This window comes from Mycobacterium sp. NPDC048908, from assembly GCF_043197955.1.
In the GTDB taxonomy this organism is placed as follows: Bacteria; Actinomycetota; Actinomycetes; order Mycobacteriales; family Mycobacteriaceae; genus Mycobacterium.
Map to the genome: position 1 here is coordinate 546,575 of NZ_JBICUE010000001.1, position 17,713 is coordinate 564,287.

At 64.5% G+C, this 17,713-nt stretch carries 14 protein-coding genes and 2 pseudogenes; 12 read left to right on the forward strand and 4 right to left on the reverse strand.

What is annotated here, in order from left to right:
- Positions 1 to 12: 12 nt before the first annotated feature.
- Both ACGFK1_RS02715 and ACGFK1_RS02720 read right to left on the reverse strand, forming a co-directional pair.
- Positions 13 to 200, reverse strand: a pseudogene (locus ACGFK1_RS02715) (nitroreductase); the annotation flags it as partial.
- Positions 201 to 288: 88 nt separating this feature from the next.
- Positions 289 to 1,218, reverse strand: a complete 930-nt coding sequence (locus ACGFK1_RS02720; protein WP_393425176.1) for an SDR family NAD(P)-dependent oxidoreductase — start codon at positions 1,216 to 1,218, stop codon at positions 289 to 291.
- Positions 1,219 to 1,242: 24 nt separating this feature from the next.
- Between ACGFK1_RS02720 and ACGFK1_RS02725 the strand changes: the two genes are divergently transcribed.
- The 8 genes from ACGFK1_RS02725 to ACGFK1_RS02760 all read left to right on the forward strand — a co-directional run bounded on the left by ACGFK1_RS02725 (position 1,243) and on the right by ACGFK1_RS02760 (position 10,991).
- A complete protein-coding gene (locus ACGFK1_RS02725; RefSeq protein ID WP_393425179.1) occupies positions 1,243 to 2,982 on the forward strand; it encodes a nitric oxide reductase activation protein NorD in 1,740 nt (579 codons plus the stop codon).
- Between the two features lie 72 nt (positions 2,983 to 3,054).
- On the forward strand, positions 3,055 to 3,861 hold the full coding sequence (locus ACGFK1_RS02730; protein ID WP_393425182.1) for a CbbQ/NirQ/NorQ/GpvN family protein: 807 nt from the start codon (positions 3,055 to 3,057) through the stop codon (positions 3,859 to 3,861).
- A gap of 25 nt (positions 3,862 to 3,886) precedes the next feature.
- Entirely contained in the window at positions 3,887 to 5,002 is a 1,116-nt protein-coding gene (locus ACGFK1_RS02735; protein WP_393425185.1) for an ABC transporter substrate-binding protein, read from the forward strand.
- A 1-nt stretch (position 5,003) separates the two neighbouring features.
- The gene (locus ACGFK1_RS02740; protein WP_393425188.1) at positions 5,004 to 6,137 is read left to right on the forward strand and encodes a spirocyclase AveC family protein; all 1,134 of its coding nucleotides are present in this window, start codon (positions 5,004 to 5,006) and stop codon (positions 6,135 to 6,137) included.
- Positions 6,130 to 7,017, forward strand: coding sequence for an SDR family oxidoreductase (locus tag ACGFK1_RS02745; protein WP_393425191.1), 888 nt, complete (start codon positions 6,130 to 6,132; stop codon positions 7,015 to 7,017). The genes ACGFK1_RS02740 and ACGFK1_RS02745 overlap by 8 nt, the downstream gene beginning before the upstream one ends.
- Positions 7,010 to 8,485: an aldehyde dehydrogenase family protein gene (locus ACGFK1_RS02750; RefSeq protein ID WP_393425194.1), complete on the forward strand. Its 1,476-nt coding sequence runs from the start codon at positions 7,010 to 7,012 to the stop codon at positions 8,483 to 8,485. The genes ACGFK1_RS02745 and ACGFK1_RS02750 overlap by 8 nt, the downstream gene beginning before the upstream one ends.
- Before the next feature lie 11 nt (positions 8,486 to 8,496).
- Positions 8,497 to 9,726 carry a cytochrome P450 gene (locus tag ACGFK1_RS02755; protein WP_393425197.1) on the forward strand — a complete coding sequence of 410 codons (1,230 nt, stop codon included), beginning with the start codon at positions 8,497 to 8,499 and terminating at the stop codon, positions 9,724 to 9,726.
- The gene (locus tag ACGFK1_RS02760) at positions 9,723 to 10,991 is read left to right on the forward strand and encodes a cytochrome P450 (protein ID WP_393425200.1); all 1,269 of its coding nucleotides are present in this window, start codon (positions 9,723 to 9,725) and stop codon (positions 10,989 to 10,991) included. Before ACGFK1_RS02755 ends, ACGFK1_RS02760 begins: the two co-directional genes overlap by 4 nt.
- Positions 10,992 to 11,075: 84 nt before the next feature.
- Here ACGFK1_RS02760 and ACGFK1_RS02765 read toward each other — a convergent pair whose 3' ends face one another.
- Positions 11,076 to 12,449: a pyridoxal phosphate-dependent decarboxylase family protein gene (locus tag ACGFK1_RS02765; protein WP_393425203.1), complete on the reverse strand. Its 1,374-nt coding sequence runs from the start codon at positions 12,447 to 12,449 to the stop codon at positions 11,076 to 11,078.
- 253 nt (positions 12,450 to 12,702) lie between these two features.
- Between ACGFK1_RS02765 and ACGFK1_RS02770 the strand changes: the two genes are divergently transcribed.
- The 4 genes and pseudogenes from ACGFK1_RS02770 (at position 12,703) to ACGFK1_RS02785 (ending at position 17,191) form a co-directional block, all read left to right on the forward strand.
- Positions 12,703 to 13,209: a MarR family winged helix-turn-helix transcriptional regulator gene (locus ACGFK1_RS02770; protein ID WP_393425206.1), complete on the forward strand. Its 507-nt coding sequence runs from the start codon at positions 12,703 to 12,705 to the stop codon at positions 13,207 to 13,209.
- The gene (locus ACGFK1_RS02775; protein WP_393425209.1) at positions 13,206 to 13,646 is read left to right on the forward strand and encodes an MmpS family transport accessory protein; all 441 of its coding nucleotides are present in this window, start codon (positions 13,206 to 13,208) and stop codon (positions 13,644 to 13,646) included. Before ACGFK1_RS02770 ends, ACGFK1_RS02775 begins: the two co-directional genes overlap by 4 nt.
- Positions 13,643 to 16,531, forward strand: coding sequence for an RND family transporter (locus ACGFK1_RS02780; RefSeq protein WP_393425212.1), 2,889 nt, complete (start codon positions 13,643 to 13,645; stop codon positions 16,529 to 16,531). Before ACGFK1_RS02775 ends, ACGFK1_RS02780 begins: the two co-directional genes overlap by 4 nt.
- A gap of 60 nt (positions 16,532 to 16,591) precedes the next feature.
- Positions 16,592 to 17,191: pseudogene (locus ACGFK1_RS02785) on the forward strand (DUF1989 domain-containing protein).
- Positions 17,192 to 17,218: 27 nt separating this feature from the next.
- Here ACGFK1_RS02785 and ACGFK1_RS02790 read toward each other — a convergent pair.
- Positions 17,219 to 17,698, reverse strand: a complete 480-nt coding sequence (locus ACGFK1_RS02790) for a GNAT family N-acetyltransferase (RefSeq protein WP_393425215.1) — start codon at positions 17,696 to 17,698, stop codon at positions 17,219 to 17,221.
- Positions 17,699 to 17,713 lie beyond the last annotated feature (15 nt).

The window sequence follows — 17,713 nt, forward strand, 5'->3', positions numbered from 1 at the left end:
GCAGGCTGTCGTTCACGGTGTGCCGACTTCCCAGCTATCGATTGCGACGACTTCTTCGATGGGGCGACGGGCGGCCGGGATGAACGTCACGCCGGAGCGTAGCCGACCGACGGGAAGCAGGCAGCCTTGCAGTACGTATCGGGGATGCCGAGTAGATCGCGGACGGCTTTCTCGTGTGCCAGGTGAAGTGTCGTCACAGGCACTCCATGAGATCGCTTCGATCGAGTGGAGCGTCGAGATCGAGAGTTTTTCGTGCCGACCGCGTCGTGGTCAGCAGCTGGTCGATGGTCACGCGAGGATCCCGAGCCGCTCGGTCACGGAGAAGACCTCTTCGTAGATCGACCCGGGAACGGTAAAAGGTTGCGTTGCAGAGATTTCCGCGATATGCGCCGCGACGTCGTCGGCGGTGGGGTTGCTGTCTGGATCCGCCAGCCAGCCCTGCCCGAGACCGACGAACACCCGCGCGAACCGGCCCGCGCACGCCGAGAAATTCTGGTGGCTGAACGTGCAGGCACGGCTGGCAAGGAACACCACAAGCGGCGCCACCAGTTCTGGACGGATCGCCTTGAAGAATCCGCTTTCTTCGAGCAGTTTCGGGTCGCCGACCGTTTCGGTGACCATTCGGGAGATGCCGAACGGCAGCACGGTGTTGGCGGAGATTCCGTGAGGTTCGCCTTCGAGTGCGATGACGTTCGTCAGACCCACAAGACCGGCCTTTGCTGCGGCGTAATGCGCTTCGAGGTGTTGACCGAACATGCCCGCCGACGAGGCGATGAACACGAAGCGCCCGTAGCCCTGGGCTTTCATCACCCGATAGGCGGGTTGGGCCAGATAGAAGCCACCGTCAAGATGCACGCGCAACATCCGGTTCCAGTCGTCCGCGGACAGCTCGTCGAACGGCACGCTGGTGAAAACGCCCGCGTTGCTCACCACCGAGTCGAGGCGGCCGAAGCTGTCGAGTGCGGTCTGCACGATTGCCTGACCGCCTTCCGCGCTGTCGACGGAGTGGTGGGACGCCACCGCAACGCCCCCCTCGCCGGTGATCTCGTCGACGACCAGTTGTGCCACGCTGGCGTCGGCACCATCGCCGGCCATCGAGCCACCGAGGTCGTTCACCACGACCGAGGCTCCGCGCCTTGCCAATTCGAGTGCGTATTCGCGGCCCAACCCGCGGCCCGCGCCCGTGACCACCGCGACCTGCTCGGCGAACTCGATCATGTCCCCTCCGGTGATTGACGGGCGATGGTGCCGGACTCTACGTTGGAACAGATATTTGGTCAAAGGAATGAGGGGCCGGTGGACGGCCTGAGAACGATCGAGGAGCGCGACGGCCCGCAGCGGCTGTCGTTGCTGGCGTCTGCGCTGGCAGGCCGCACGGTCGCGGTGGCGCCCGCGGCGCCGGGGGAACCGGCGTGGACCGACGGTGTCACCGTTTACCTCGACGCCGCGGCGGATGCGCGGGCTCAACTCGAGTCGTTGACTGTGCAGGCATCGCTGCTGGCCAGCGGGGGACTGCAACCCGACGTGGCGCGGGAGCTGGTCAGGCGCCGGGCCCTGGCCAGGCGATATCTCGCGGTCGAGGGGCAGCGCGCGCTGTCGGCGAACGAAGATCTGCTGCCGTACCCCGTGCGATCGATGATCGATCTGAACCTCGCTATGCGGACCGATTCACCCGCCGAATCGCTGGAACTCGCACGCGGGAAGCTGATCGCCGATCCGCCTGCCAGCTTCGGTGTCATCAAGCCCCGCAATCTAATTGCCGCGCATGCCGGGGTCGCCCGAACCGACGGCGACGGGACCCACCACGCGCGCCGCAACCCCGCGAAGGATCTCGCGGAACTCGACGACGAGGTGGACGGTGCCGACGACGGTTACCAGGATCCGTTCTCCAGCCCGGTCGGCGGCGGTGGCGCGATCGGAAAACTGTTGCAGGGCTTGTTGAGCAGGGTCAGGCAGCTCAGTGGCGGCGGGCCTCCTGGCGCGGACACGCCAACGCATCGCTCGCACAACGGTATTCGAGGCGCCGGGATGGTGACGTCGACCTCGGCGCCGCCACCTGAGCTCGACGATGCCGGTGATGGGAGTGAGGGCAGGAAGTACCCGGAGTGGGACGTGCACCGCAAACGTTACAAGCACGACTGGTGCACGGTCGACGAGACGGATGCCCCGCTGGATGGACATCCGGTGAAGCACCCCGACGTCCACGCACTTCGCCGTCCGCTGACCCGGCTCGGCATCGGGCTGGATCGCTGTCACCGTCAGGCGCAGGGCGACGACATCGACATCGATGCGGCGGTCGAGGCGCGGGTGGAATTGCTCGCCGGATCAGTCCCCGACGAAGCCGTGTACCTCGAGAGCCTGCGCCGGCGTCGTGACCTGGCAGTGCTCGTTCTGCTTGATATCTCTGGATCTACCTCTGAGGCAGGAACTTTCGGTCAAACGGTGCACGAGCAACAACGAGACACCGCCGCTGCACTCACCGTTGCGTTGCACGAACTCGGCGATCGAGTCGCGCTGTACGCCTACCAGTCGCAGGGCCGCTCCGCCGTGCACGTGCTGCCGATCAAGCGGTTCGATGACAGCCTTGACGCGCTGGTGATGCGGCGGTTGGGCAGCCTGGTCCCCGGCTCGTACTCACGGTTGGGTGCCGCGATCCGCCATGGCACGTCGATCATCAGGGAAAAGGCGGGCACGTCGCGTCGGCTGCTGGTCGTGCTGTCCGACGGGCTGGCCTACGACCACGGATACGAACGTGACTACGGTGCCGCCGACGCACGGCGTGCGCTCAGCGAGGCGCGTCGCCACGGAATCGGTTGCCTGTGCCTGACGATCGGCGCTGCCACCGACAGCGGCGAGCTTGGCAAGGTCTTCGGCAGCGCTGCACACGCGTCGATTCCCAAGCCGCGGCAGCTGGCCGATGTGATCGGACCGCTGTTTCGTGGTGCACTGCGCACGGCGGACTTGCGCCGCAGGGTGTTATGAGACCGTCAGTCTTGAACCAAACATCTGTTCCGCGCTAGTGTGCAACGAAACCAAGCGTGTAGAGAGGACGCCATGCCGGTGAAGTCGCCGCGCCCGTACTACGTGCCAGTGGCCAACGAGGAGCAGGTGTTCAAGGCCGCCTACCGGCAGGGACTGTCCATCGCACTCAAAGGCCCGACCGGGTGCGGCAAGACGCGGTTCGTCGAGGCGATGGCCCACGATCTGGACCGCCCGCTCATCACTGTTTCGTGCCACGACGATCTGACCACCGCCGACCTCGTGGGGCGTTTTCTACTGCGCGGCGGCGACACGCAATGGGTCGACGGTCCACTGACACGCGCGGTGCGCGAGGGCGCGATCTGCTATCTCGACGAGGTCGTTGAGGCCCGTCAAGACACCACGGTGGTGCTGCACCCCCTGTCCGACCACCGACGGCAACTTCCGATCGAGCGATTGGGAGAGACGCTCGATGCGGCACCCGGCTTCTGCCTCGTGGTGTCCTACAACCCCGGTTACCAGAGTGTGCTGAAGGATCTCAAGGACTCGACCCGGCAGCGGATGGTCGCCATCGACTTCACCTATCCCACACCTGATGTCGAGGAGAAGATCCTCGTCAACGAGGCAGGCATCGGCCACGAACGCGCCGCCGAGTTGGTTCGACTCGGACAGGCCATCCGCAGGCTGGAAACCGGTGGCCTGCGAGAGGTGGCGTCGACGCGCGTGTTGATTGCCGCGGGCCAACTGATCGCGGAGGGCCTGACTCCTCGCGCCGCCGCCCGCGCCGCCATCGCAGGCCCGCTCACTGACGATTCCACCGTGACCCGTGGTCTCGTCGAGATGATCGACGTGTATCTGCCCGCCGAGTCACCCACTGATTGACGCATCGCACAACCACGGAGGCCGGATGTCCTACGAGAGCACAGCCGAACCGATCAAAGTCGGCTACCTGATGGACTTCACGCTACCGCCCGGATTCCCCGAGGAACTGCTGGCCTCGTTCACCCAGACCTTCGAACTCGTCTTCGAGGAGGCACTCGCTCAAGGCGTGATGGACCGCCCGGTGCAGATGATCTACCGCGAGGTGGAGGGCCTGCCCAAGGGTTCTGTCAAGGCGGTGATCGACGCTTACGGCGAACTCGTCGATGAGGGTTGCCTCGTGGTTTTCGGTCCCAACATCACCGACAACTGCGTCCCGGTTCGCGAGGCCATCGAGGAGCGGTTCAAGGTGCCCGCGATCAGCGTCACCGGCACCGACGACTGGCTCGGTGAATGGACATTCGCCTTCCCTCAGGGGTCGATGACCGACGAGCCGATCTTCCTGACCGACCTGGTGGCGAAGCGTGGCCTCGATGAAATCGGTGTGCTGGTCGAACAGAACCTGATCGGCGAGAGCTACCTGCAAAATCTCCGAACGGCATGTGCCCGCAAGGGGATTCGCATCGTCGCGGAATCTGCTATCGCGCAGACGGCTCAGGACATCAACAAAGCGGTCAGCAGCCTCTACGAGGCCAAAGCGCAGGCGATCGTGCACCTCGGGTTTGGTTTCGGCATCGTGTTCATCAACCCTGCCCTCGAGGCGGTCGGTTGGGATCCGCCGCGATTCACCACCACGGCTTTCCAGAACGCATGGGTGAATCCGATCATGTGGAAGGCATTTCTCGGCTGGATCGGCGTCGACCAGTACGACGAGCACAACCCCATCGGCCAGGCCTGGCTGGACCGGTATGCGAAGAGGTACGGCGGCAATCGTCCAGAATATTGCGTCTCAGTGGTGAACCACGATGTCGCGGCCACGTTGGCACGCGCCTTCTCCGACGCTCATCCACTCAGTCCACGTGGCGTCAAGGAGGCATTGGAGCGGGTCAAGATGATGCCCGCTGCTTCGGGTGCACCGGGAACCCGTGTGTCGCTTGGCAAGTGGACCCGGCGGGCGTGGATGGGTTCCGGCTATCTGGTGGCAAGGACGCTTGACCCGGACGGGGTCAACTCTCACTTGGTCGATCGCTTCGGGGAGGAATGACGTGACCACGCAGCAATCGAAACCGGTGGGGACTGATACGGCGTCCTCGGGCGCGCGCACCGGCCGCAACTGGGGTCGGGTGATCGCGCTACTCGCCTGGCTTGGCTTCCTCGGGTTGTTCGCCGCGGTCGGGCGCACCGACGTCGATCCGCGGGTGGCCAACCCGAACGTCGAGGGACGCCCCCGCCCAGTCGGATTCCTGACATCGTTCGATCACTGGCAGGTCATCCCGCAGGTGGGGGCGGTGATCATCGTCGTGGTGTTCACCGTCGCCTTCATCCGCGGGTGGCGAAAGAACCCCGGCAGTCCGGTGCTGCTGATGGTCCTGTGCACGACGCTGATCGTGTGGCAGGACCCGATCATGAACTGGTCGCCGTACGCGGTGTACAACCCGATGCTGCTGCACTGGCCGGAAAACTGGCTGCTGATCATGATGTCGCCGACCGTTGAACCGTTCATCGTGTTCGGATACGTCTTGTTCTACTTCGGGCCGTATTTCCCTGGGATCTGGATCCTGCGCAGGCTCCAGGCCAAGCGCGGGCCCGAGGCGTTCGTCTCGCGCCACCCGCTGATCAGCTTGGGCGCCCTTGTGCTGGTGATCGGCTTCGTCTTCGACGCCATCCTGGAAATCAGCTTGGTGCGGACAGGGCTGTACATCTACTCGCAAGCAATTCCGTTCGGAACGTTGTTCCCCGGCAGCACCTTCCAGTTCCCGCTGATCTGGGAGTCGCTGTCGGTGACCTTCGTGATGATCCCGGCGGCCATCCTCGTCTATCGCGACGACACGGGTAAGTCGGTGGCGGAGAAGCTGGCCGCGAAAGCCAAGCTGTTTCCGGCGAAGCCGGTCCTGGGCACCTTTCTGGTGATGTTCGCGATCATCAACGTGTCCTACTTCGTGTACGGAGGCTGGTTCTGGGCCATCAAGGCCAGCGGTCTGGCCACGTCGGTCGCCTGCCCGTGGCCCTATCCCGAGGCGAAAGTTTATGATCCGCAGGGGTATTACAGGGCGAACGGAGTCGAAGGGCCGTATTCGGTAGGAAAGTGGTCCACCTGGCAGCAGGGCCCGTTCCGCAACACCGACGTCGAGCTCGGCTCGAAGAGCAATCGATGCGCATCGGAAAGCACCAATGGCTGAATCTCGCAGCGTGGTCATCACCGGAGCCTCGAGGGGGCTCGGATTCGCGTCCGCGTGTCATCTGTACAAACAAGGCTGGCGGGTGGTGGCCGCGATGCGGTCCGTCGACGCGGGAATGGACCGCCTGCGCGAGAGGACCGGCGCGCAAGCCGGCGACCCACGCCTGATCGGCGTGGCATTGGACCTCACCGACTACGCGTCGGTGACCGCCGCCGCCAAATCGATCGACGAAGCGATCGGCGCGCCGTATGCGGTTGTGCACAATGGCGGCATCTCGGCCGCGGGGATGATCGAGGAGACTCCTCTGCGCGTGTGGGAGAGGATGTTCGCGACGAACATCTTCGGTCCAGTGGCACTCACCAAGGCGCTGCTTCCTGGCATGCGGCAAGCAGGCCAGGGCCGCATCGTGCTCATCTCGAGCGCCGCTGGTGTCCGCGGAATGCCTGCGACCGCACCATATTCCGCTGTCAAGGGGGCGCTCGAAAAGTGGGGCGAGGCGATGGCCGCCGAGGTCGCCCCGTTCGGTATCGGTGTCACCATCCTGGTCACAGGGACGTATGACACCGACATCATCACCGACGCGGGCACCACGGATACCCGCGAACTCGACGGTCCTTATGCCGCGCATCACCGCACGATGGACAAGCGGGGCAGGGCGATGATGAAGCTGGTGGCAAAGTCGCCGGACAAGTTCGCCGTCGGCCTGGCCAAGGCGCTCGAAGGCTCGGTCCCGTTCGTGCGGACCCCAGTCGGCTCCGATGCCCGAATGCTGTTGATCGCCAACCGATTACTTCCTGCCGCGGGCCTGCACCACATGACCCGGCTGACGATGGGAATTCCGCGCTTCGGCGCGCTGCGAGAAAGCGAGAAGCATGCCTGACGTCGCGTTCGAGCGAAAGATGATGATCGACGGCAAGCTGGTTGACGGCGAGGCCGGTACCTTCACCAACATCAATCCGGCCACCGAGAAGGTGCTCGGCGAGGTCGCCGACGCGTCGAGAGCCGACATGCACCGCGCCATCGACGCCGCCCGCCGCGCATTCGACGAGACGGACTGGGCGACCAATCACGCCTTCCGGCAGCGCTGCTTGCTGCAACTGCACGATGCGATCGAGGCCGAAAAGGAGGAGTTGCGTGAGGAGCTCATCCTCGAGGTCGGCTGCCCCCGTGCGGTCACCTTCGGCCCACAATTGGACGCCCCGCTGGAAGACAGCCTCAAGTATCCGGCCCGCCTGATCGACGAATACCCCTGGGAGACATCGCTGGGCGACAGGGTGGTCTCGCTCACCGGGGTCAACACCACCCGTAGGGTGTGGCGTGAACCGGCCGGTGTGGTCGGCGCGATCGTGCCATGGAACTTTCCGTTCGAGGTCACCATCCAGAAACTCGGTCAGGCACTCGGCACGGGAAACACCGTCGTGTTGAAGCCGGCACCCAGCACGCCGTACAACGCGACCCGACTGGGCCGGTTGATCGCCGAGCAGACCGACATCCCGGCAGGCGTGGTGAACGTGGTGACCGCGTCGGACCACTTCGTCGGTGAAGAGCTCACGCTGTCGCCGAAGGTGGACCTGATCTCCTTCACGGGATCGACCGTCGTCGGCAAGCGAATCATGGAAAAGGGCGCGGCGACCATGAAGCGCCTCTTCCTTGAACTCGGCGGCAAGTCGGCGACGATTGTGTTGGAAGACGCCGACTTCGCGATGGGCTGCATGATCGGTATCGGGGTCTGCATGCACGCGGGGCAGGGCTGTGCGATGCCCACCCGGATGCTGCTGCCGCGCGCACGTTACGACGAGGGCGTGGAGATTCTGAAAGGCATCTACGAAGGCATCGTGCCCGGCGACCCGCAAGATCCCGGAATCATCTGTGGGCCAGTGATTTCCGATAGACAGCGCAGCAGGGTTCGCGGTTACATCGAAAAAGGCATCGAGGAGGGCGCCAGGCTCGTGGTCGGCGGTGCGGAGCCGCCGGACGGTTTGGACAAGGGCTATTACGTCAAGCCGACGCTCTTCGCTGACGTCGACAACTCGATGACGATCGCGCAGGAGGAGATCTTCGGCCCAGTGCTCGTAGTCATTCCCTACCAAGACGAGGACGACGCCGTCCGGATCGCGAATGACAGCGCATACGGGCTCGCCGGCAACGTCATGGCAGGCACCGTGGATCGCGCCCTGGCGGTGGCCAAGCGGTTGCGGGCCGGGTTCATCGGCCTCAACGGCACCGCGGGCTACGGCGCCGACACGCCCTTCGGCGGCTACAAGGCCAGCGGAGTCGGACGCCAGAACGGCGTCGCAGGCTTCGACCAGTACACCGAGGTGAAATCTGTGGCCTACCCCGCCAGCTAGATAGGAGCAGCATGTCGGATCTGTTTGACGACCTCGAGGACTTCGGGGCATTCGACGACGTCGTGTCGGGCAACGTTCGCGACCCGTACCCGGAGTTGGCGCAGCAGCGCCGGGACACGCCGATCCAGCGGATCGACATGTCCGCGATGCCGGGGGAGGAGGGCAAGCCTGTGTTCATCGTCTACCGGCACGAGGACATCCAGACGATGTTGCGGGACAACGAGACCTACTCGTCGAGCATCGTCATCCAGGCCTACGGTGACGTGCTCGGTCACGGTGTGATGCTCGGTATGGACGAACCCGTGCACGGCAGGTTGCGGTCGTTGGTGACCAAGGCCTTCACCCAGAAGGCGCTCTCGCGCTGGGAAGACCAGATCGTCGGTCGCATCGGCAACGAGCTGATCGACGGTTTCGCTTCCGACGGCAAAACGGATCTGGTCAAGACATTCACCTTCCCATACCCCACGCGCATCATCGCCGCGCTGCTCGGCCTGCCCGAGGAGGACTTCCCACAGTTCCAGCGGTGGTCGATCTCGATGCTCAGCTTCACCATCAACCCGGACCGCGGCAAGGCCGCCTCGCAGGCGTTGGTCGACTACTTCAAACCCATTCTCGCCGAACGGCGTGCCGAGCCGCGCGAGGATCTGATCAGCAGTCTCGCCGCGGCCGAGATCGACGGGCACAAGTTGGACGACGAGGACATCTACTCGTTCATCCGGCTGCTGCTCCCGGCCGGCGTGGAGACGACGTACCGATCGCTTGGCAACCTGTTATTCGGCCTCTTGACCAACGAGGATCAGCTGGACGCGGTGCGGGCCGACCGGTCGCTGATACCGCAGGCCGTTGAGGAAGCGGTGCGCTGGGATGCGCCGCTGCTCAACATCACTCGGGTCGCGACGCGGGACACCGAGCTTGCCGGTGTGCCGATTCCGCAGGGGTCGTCGGTGATGCCGATGCTCGGGGCCGCCAACCGTCAGGAGGACCGGTACCCCGACCCCGACCGCTTCGACATTTTCCGGCAGGCGAAGGTACCCATCAGCTGGGGCCACGGCGTGCATGTGTGCCTCGGGATGCACCTGGCCCGGCTCGAGATGCGAACGGCGGTGAACCTTCTGATCGACCGACTGCCGAAACTGCGACTGGACCCCGATGGCGACGACCCGCACATCCGCGGCATGATATTCCGTTCGCCGACGTCGCTACCGGTGCTCTTCGATCCGGTCTCCGGGACCGCGTCATGACCGATTTCGACAGCGTTGACTACTTCACCGACGTGTCGCTGGTCGCCGACCCGTATCCGTATTTCGACCACTTGCGGTTGAAATGTCCTGTGGCGCATGCGACGCCGTTCAATGTGCTGGCCGTCACGGGTTACCAGGAAGCGCTCGCGGTGTATAAGGACCCGGCGTTCTCGTCCTGTAACTCCGTCGCAGGCCCGTTCTCCGGCATGCCGTTCGGACCCGACGGCCGCGATGATGTCACGGAGCTGATCGAAGAGCACCGTGCCGTGGTTCCGATGGCCGAACACATCACGTCGCAGGACCCGCCGCTGCACACCCGGACGCGCAGTCTGTTGAACAAGCTCATCACGCCCAAGCGCCTCAAGGAGAACGAGGAGTTCATGTGGCGATTGGCCGATCAGCAGCTCGACACATTCATCGACCGCGGCCAGTGTGAATTTCTCGAGGGCTACGCGAAGCCGTTCTCCCTCCTGGTCATTGCGGACCTACTCGGTGTGCCTGCCGAGGACCACGAAGAGTTCCGCGCGGTCTTCGCGGGCGAACTCGTCGGTCAACTGGGTGAAGAGGCGCCGACCACTCACAACCCGCTGCAATGGCTGAACGAGAAGTTCTACGGCTACATCGAGGATCGACGACGTACACCGCGGGCAGACGTGCTGACCGAACTGGCGCAGGCCAAACACGAGGACGGGTCGACCCCGGACACCGAGGACGTGATGAACCTGTCGACGTTCCTGTTCGCCGCCGGGACCGAGACGACGACGAAGCTGGTCAGCTCGGCGGTGCGGATCATCGGGGAGAAGCCCGACTTCGAAAAGGCGCTACGTGAAGACCGCAGCAAGATTCCGGCCTTCCTCGAAGAGACGCTGCGGATGGAAAGCCCGGTCAAGTCGCACTTCCGGATGGCCCGCACCACGACGACGGTGGGGGACGTCAAGGTGCCTGCGGGTACGACCGTCATGGTGTTGCCGGGCGCGTGCAATCGCGATGAGCGAAAGTTCGTTGATCCCAACGTCTTCAATCCGGATCGGCCGAACGTGCGCGAGCAGATCGCATTCATCCGCGGGGTGCACTCCTGTCCGGGCGCTCCGCTGGCGCGAGCGGAGGGCCGGATCTCGCTGAACAGGATCCTGGACCGGATGGCCGACATCACGGTCTCCGAGGAACATCACGGACCTACCGATCACCGCCGTTACACCTACGAACCGACGTTCATCATGCGCGGCCTCGCCGAGCTGTACATCACGTTCACGCCGGTCACCTAGGCCGGCGAGCAGACGCAGAATCGCCCGACACGCCGACAAAAAGCATAACTTTGCGTCTGCTCGCGCCGGCTTGGGTGAGCCCCGCTAATGCTGCGCGGCCGCTGCGATCGCCCTTGCCGATCGGTCGATGTCGTCGTCCGTGGTCGCCCAATTCGAGATGGACAGCCGCAGAACGTATTCGCCATTCCAGGTGGTTCCGCCCAGCCAACACGTGCCGTCGTGCTGAATGGCCGCGACGGCGGCGCGGTTGGCATCGTCGCCACCTGGCAGTCGGACCAGCACCTGGTTCAGCACAACGTCGTTGAGCACCGCGGCACCGGGAATGGTGCTGAGCCTGTTGGCCATTCGGCGGGCTTGAGCACAGTTGCGTTCCACGATCTCCGCGATGCCGGCACGTCCCAATGATCTGATCGCCGCATAAATGGGCACCGCCCTGGCCCGGCGTGAGCTTTCCGGAACGAAGTTGGTGCCGTCGCGCTGGCCGGGATCGGCGACCAGGTAAGGCCCTGCCAGGCTCATCGCTGCGACGTGGGCGTCCTGGTCCGCGACGATCGCCATCGCGCCGTCGTAGGGCACATTGAGCCACTTGTGGGCGTCGACGGCCCAGGAGTCCGCGCGCTCGACGTCGGCGGTCAGTGTCCGGATAGCCGGCGCGGCGGCGGCCCACAAACCGAACGCGCCGTCGACGTGCAGCCAGGCGCCATGGTTTACGCATGCGTCGGCGATCGGCCCGAACGCGTCGAACGCGCCGGTGGCGACGTTGCCCGCCTGCGCACAGACGATCGCAGGCCCGTCGTTGGCGGCCAACGCTTCTACCAACGCCGCGGGATCCATCCGGCCTTGGCCGTCGGCCGGCACCCGGATCGCAGTTTCCGCGCCAAGGCCCAGCAAGCGAAGCGCCGTATAGATGGTTGCGTGCGCCTGCTCACCGCAGAGGATGTGAACAGTCGGTGCGCCGATCAGCCCGTCGCGCTCGACATCCCAGCCGTGGCGGGACAACACGGCGTTACGGGCGGCGGCCAGACACGTCGTGTTCGCGCCCTGCCCGCCGGTGACGAAACCGACGCTCGCCGTGCGCGGAAGGCCGAGCAAGTCGAGTGTCCACGCCGACGTGATCTCCTCGATGGCGGCCGCGGCGGGTGACAGCGAATGGAAGGCGGCATTCTGGTCCCACGCTGACACCAGCCAGTCGGCGGCCAGCGCGGCGGGCAGTGCCCCGCCGATGACGAAGCCGAAGTGGCGGGGACCCGCGGTCGCCACGAGGCCGGCCTCGGCGCCGGCGGCCAGCGCGTCGATCACGGCACCAGCACTTTCGCCCTGTTCCGGCAGTGGTCCGCCGAGCGCGGCGCGGACTGCCGTCGCGTCGGCACGGGCGGCCACCGGGCGCTCATCGAGGGTGGTGAGAAACGATTCCGCGTGTGCTGCGGCGGCGCGGAGGCCAGCGGTGCGGTCAGGCATGAGCAGAACCTACCGCCCGGTGTTGTATAACCCGGGATATATAGTTTGACGCTACCTTCAATTTCTCGATGCACCAGGGAGTGGGAGCGTCTCCGTGCTGCTCCCGAGAATCTCTGTCGCACAGCATCATTGGCAGTTTTCCGGAATCGATTGCCGCGTTACCCAAGTCGACATCGGGACGAATCGCTACCTGTGAAGCGCCTGTCAGACACTACGGATTGCCGCTATATAGGGCACATGATATAGATACCGTGTGCAACAACAGCCTGGTGAGGACGACGCGGGTGACTGCGTCGGCGAGTTGTTGGACCAGGCCATGGATCTCACCGCCCGGTTCTTGAGCGACCGCGCCGAGTTGAGTGCGTCGGCCGCGTTCGTGTTGAACAGGGTGTGCCGGGAAGGGCCAGTGCGGCTCACCGCGCTGGCCACGCGGGAAGGCGTCAGCCAGCCGTCGATGACCCAGCTGATCCAGCGGCTCGAACGGCTGGGTTTGGTGGCCAGGCTCGCAGATCCCGACGACGGGCGCGCCGCGTTGATCGGAATAACTGAGGACGGTCAGGCGCTACTCAACGATCGGAAGCGGTTGCGCAGGCAACGGCTGAAGGCATTGATGGCGACGCTCACACCGGAGGAGGAGTCCGCATTGTGGCTTGCCGCACGGGTCGCGCTTCCCGCGCTTCATCGGCTGGCGGCGAATGCGGGTTGCCCGGCAGATGACACTGCGGCGGATCCAGCGGTGACACGAAAGGTGTTCGGGTGAGAGTTGTTCCAGCGGGCCGCGTGCTCAAACGTGCTTGGATCCCATTGCTTCTCATCGTGGTGTTGGCGGTGTCGGGCCTGGTGGTTTCACGGCTACACAAGATGTTCGCGTCCCAGGACCTCAACGCGGGCGCGGGCGCGGGCATCGAGATCGTGCAATTCAACCCGAAAGTCATGGTGTACGACGTCTACGGCGCACCTGGAACCACCGCCCAGATCAGTTACTTCGACCCGGACGCGAACGTGCACTCGGTGACCGCGTCGCTGCCGTGGTCGGTCACGCTGTCGACGACGTTGCCCACGGTGAGTGCCAACCTGATGGCGCGAACCGACGGCGACCAGATTGGCTGCCGCGTCACCGTGAACGGAGTAGTTCGTGAGGAACAGTCCGCCGATGGCATCAACGCCCAGACGTACTGCCTGGTGAAGTCCGCATGACCGGTCTGACAGCCAGGCACGAGAAGAGGCCCGTGCTCGCGCACAGCCTCCGGATCTTTGCGGTGCCGATCATCCTGTTCTGGGTCGTCGTCGCGGTTCTGGTGAATGTGCTTGCGCCGCAACTCGAAATCGTCGGTGAACTGCACTCGGCGCCGATGGCGCCCGAGGATGCACCGTCGATGGTCGCGATGAAGCGGATGGGCGCCAACTTCAAGGAATTCGATTCCAACAGCACCATCATGGTCGTGGTGGAGGGGCAGAAGCCCCTCGGCCCGGACGCGCACGCCTACTACGACGAGATCATCCGCAAACTGCGCCAGGATCCCGTACACATCCAGCACATTCAGGACTTCTGGGGTGACACCCTGACCGCCGCCGGGGCACAAAGCGCCGACGGCAAGGCCTCCTACGTGATGCTCAACCTCGCGGGTGAGCAGGGCCAGACGCTGGCGAATGAAGGCGTGGAGTCCGTCCGCAAAGTCATCGAGGAGACGAAAGCGCCACCGGGGGTACAGGCTTACGTCGCGGGCCCGGCAGCGCTCACCGATGACCTCCACGTGATCGGCAACGCGAGTCTTGCGCAGATCACCTTGTTCACCCTTGTGGCGATCGCGTTGATGCTGCTGATCGTCTACCGCTCGATCGTCACCACGCTGATCCAGCTGTTCTTGACCTTCATCGGGCTGTTGACCGCGCGGGGCGTCATCTCGGTACTGGCCATGCATGGCGCGTTCGGGCTCACGACGTTCGCGGGAAACATCCTGACGATGCTCGCCATCGCGGCCGCAACCGATTACGGCATCTTCATATTCGGCCGCTACCGCGAGGCGCGCGCCTCCGGTCTCGACCGAGAAGACGCCTACTACACCACGTTCAAGTCGGTCGCTCCGGTGATCGTGGGATCGGGACTGACGATCGCCGGGGCAACGTACTGCCTGAGCTTCGCGCGGCTCCCGTACTTTTCCACGATGGGCGCGCCCGTCGCGATCGGCATGGTCGTGGTGGTGGCCTCCGCGGTCACGCTCGGACCCGCCGTGCTCTTCCTCGGCAGCCGGGTCGGTCTCTACGAGTGGAAGCGCCCGCCGAAAGGACGCTTCTGGCGACGTGTCGGAACCATCGTGGTGCGCTGGCCGGCACCGGTTTTGGTGGCCAGTGGTTTCGTGGTGCTGATCGGGTTGGTCGCCGTCCCCGGCTACAAACCGGCGTACAACGACCGCTATTACCTGCCCGCCGACGCCCCAACCAACGTCGGATTCGCGGCGGCCGACCGGCATTTCACCGAGGCGCGGATGAACCCGGACATCTTGATGGTCGAGGCCGACCACGACATGCGCAACCCGGCCGACATGCTCGTGTTGAACAAGATTGCCAGCAATGTCATGCACACCGAGGGCATCGCGATGGTGCAGAGCATCACCCGGCCGCTGGGGATTCCGATCCAGCACAGCTCGATTCCGTTCCAGACGAGCATTTCGGGACAGACCACCAACATGAACCTGCCGTTTCAGCGGGATCAGTTGGCCAATCAGCTCAAGACAATCGACGAGACGAACCGCTCCATCGACATCCTGGAGCAGCAATACCAGCTCTCGCTCGAGCAGACCAAGCTGACCCAGGACTCGGCGGCCAAGTCGCAGGATCTGCTTGCCACCACCGAGAAACTTCGCGACAACATCGCCAACTTCGATGATCAGTTCCGTCCGATCCGGAACTACTTCTATTGGGAGCCGCACTGTTTCGACATTCCACTGTGCGCCGCGACGAGGTCGCTGTTCGAGTCCCTCGACGGAATTGACGAAGTGACCGACCAGACGGGGGCAGTGCAGGTCAACACCGACAAGTTGGCGGACCTCGCGCCGAAACTGACCGCGCTGCTTCCGCAAACGATCGCATCGATGAAGGCCAGCAGGGATCTGTCGCTGGCGTCCTACAACTCGCAGAAGGCCCTGCTCGACCAGTTGGAGGCCTCCAACGACACCGCCCTCGCGATGGGTCAGGCCTTCGACGGGGCGAAGAACGACGACCTGTTCTTCCTTCCCCCTGAGGCGTTCGACAACCCCGACTTCAAACGCGGCCTGGTGATGTTCCTTGCCCCGGACGGCAAGTCGGCCCGGATGTTCATCACGCACGAGAGCGACCCCGCGACCGTCGATGGCATCAAGCGGGTGGAGGGCGAACGTAAATCCGCCCAAGAGGCCCTGAAGATGTCCTCGCTGTCGAACGCGAAGATCTACCTGGGGGGCGTCGCGGCCACCTACAAGGACATGGCCGACGGCGCCAAGTACGACTTGATGATCGCGGTGGTGTCGTCGCTGACGCTGATCTTCATGATCATGTTGATCCTGACCAGAAGCGCAGTGGCCGCGCTCGTCATCGTCGGCACGGCCGCCAGCTCGATCGCCGCGTCGTTCGGCATCTCGGTGCTGCTCTGGCAGGACCTGTTCGGCATCGAGGTGCAGTGGCTGGTCATGCTGATGTCGGTCATCATCCTGTTGGCCGTCGGATCGGACTACAACCTGCTGCTGGTTTCGCGGTTCAGAGATGAGATCCACGCGGGCTTGAAGACCGGCATCATCCGCTCGATGGCGGGCACCGGGGGCGTGGTCACGTCAGCGGGTCTGGTGTTCGCGGCCACCATGGCGGCGATGATGGGCAGCAAGCTGATCGTGCTGGCGCAGATGGGCTCGACCATCGCGATCGGGCTGCTGGTCGACACGTTCGTGGTGCGCTCGTTCCTGATGCCGTCGATCGCGACGTTGTTGGGCCGGTGGTTCTGGTGGCCGCAGGTGGTCTACCCGCGCGGTGACTACCATTTCCTGCCGCCGCAGCCTCGACGGACCTCGAAGGACGACCCGGACACGGTGGCGCTGCCTGCCCAGGGCTAGTCGACGCCGAAAAATTCGGCGATGGTGGCCGTATCGGACAGTTCGATGAAGGGCATGGGGATGACCAACGGCACCAGCGGCAGCATCGCCGTACCGGCACGCGAAGGCCGCGCGGTCGCATTGCACGCCGGTCAGCACGTCCGCGTGGTGGACGTGGAAGGCGGCCAAGTCGGTGATGTCTTCGCCTTCGCGGCCGACGATCCGTCCGAGCATCTCAGCGCATCGCATACGCGCGCCCATACGAGTCGGCTGTTTCCGCGGATCGGGGAAGCGTTCGTGACCAATATGCGTCGGCCGATTCTGACGCTGATCGGGGACACCTAGCCAGGGACTCACGACATGTTGATCGCGGCGTGCGATCCCGAACGGTATCGGACACTCGGTGTCGGAGACCACGCCTCCTGTGCAAACAACTTACGAAGCGCGCTGAAGCAACGCGGATTTCATACCGACGTCGTGCCTCAGCCCGTCAACGTGTTCATGTCGATCCCCGTTACGGAGGATGGGGACCTCGGCTGGTTACCGGCCGCGAGCAGGCCCGGGGACGCGATCACCTTCGCCGCGGCCATTGACTGCGTGTTCGTCCTCTCGGCATGTCCGCAGGATCTCAACGAGATCAACGGCGGTCGACCGACGGGAATGCAAATCGAGATCCTCTGAAACCGGCAAGGAGCATCGGCCACGATTCTATTGAGAGTCGCTGATCTCGTTGCAGTGCAACGCTTTCGAGAAATAGACGCGTCGAAAGCCGTATTCTACCCCGCGGCCGGTCTCGCGATAGCCGTGCCGAGGATAGAACGTGAGGTTCTCGGTCATCGCCTCGTTGGTGTACAGCCGCACCTCGGCCAGCCCGAGTTCGGCCGCGTCATGTTCGGCGCGGTCGAGCAGCACCTTGCCGTAACCGCGTCCCTGAGCGCCCGGCGCGACAGCAATCATCTCCAACAGCAAGTGATCTGCCCGGTCCTCGGTCACGAGCGCGCCGACGACGGCGTCGTCGCTGTCGAGCACCCACACCCGGGAACGCTCGAGCGCCGCCGCGTAGTCGGCGGTCATCGGCGCAGGCAACCTGCCGATGCGTTCGACGTACTTGGTGTACGCGTCGGCGACGAGTCGTCGGATCGCCGCCACATCGGCAGCGGTAGCTCGTCGTAATGACGCCCCACCCATGCGCGTCAGCATAGG

Bases quoted from the DNA above. Each gene is read 5' to 3' on its own strand.
- ACGFK1_RS02765 (WP_393425203.1), bottom strand. From the start codon at position 12,449: ATGCCTGACCGCACCGCTGGCCTCCGCGCCGCCGCAGCACACGCGGAA.
- ACGFK1_RS02745 (WP_393425191.1), top strand. From the start codon at position 6,130: ATGGCTGAATCTCGCAGCGTGGTCATCACCGGAGCCTCGAGGGGGCTC.
- ACGFK1_RS02735 (WP_393425185.1), top strand. From the start codon at position 3,887: ATGTCCTACGAGAGCACAGCCGAACCGATCAAAGTCGGCTACCTGATG.
- ACGFK1_RS02720 (WP_393425176.1), bottom strand. From the start codon at position 1,218: ATGATCGAGTTCGCCGAGCAGGTCGCGGTGGTCACGGGCGCGGGCCGC.
- ACGFK1_RS02755 (WP_393425197.1), top strand. From the start codon at position 8,497: ATGTCGGATCTGTTTGACGACCTCGAGGACTTCGGGGCATTCGACGAC.
- ACGFK1_RS02790 (WP_393425215.1), bottom strand. From the start codon at position 17,698: ATGGGTGGGGCGTCATTACGACGAGCTACCGCTGCCGATGTGGCGGCG.
- ACGFK1_RS02730 (WP_393425182.1), top strand. From the start codon at position 3,055: ATGCCGGTGAAGTCGCCGCGCCCGTACTACGTGCCAGTGGCCAACGAG.
- ACGFK1_RS02780 (WP_393425212.1), top strand. From the start codon at position 13,643: ATGACCGGTCTGACAGCCAGGCACGAGAAGAGGCCCGTGCTCGCGCAC.
- ACGFK1_RS02725 (WP_393425179.1), top strand. From the start codon at position 1,243: ATGGTGCCGGACTCTACGTTGGAACAGATATTTGGTCAAAGGAATGAG.
- ACGFK1_RS02750 (WP_393425194.1), top strand. From the start codon at position 7,010: ATGCCTGACGTCGCGTTCGAGCGAAAGATGATGATCGACGGCAAGCTG.
- ACGFK1_RS02760 (WP_393425200.1), top strand. From the start codon at position 9,723: ATGACCGATTTCGACAGCGTTGACTACTTCACCGACGTGTCGCTGGTC.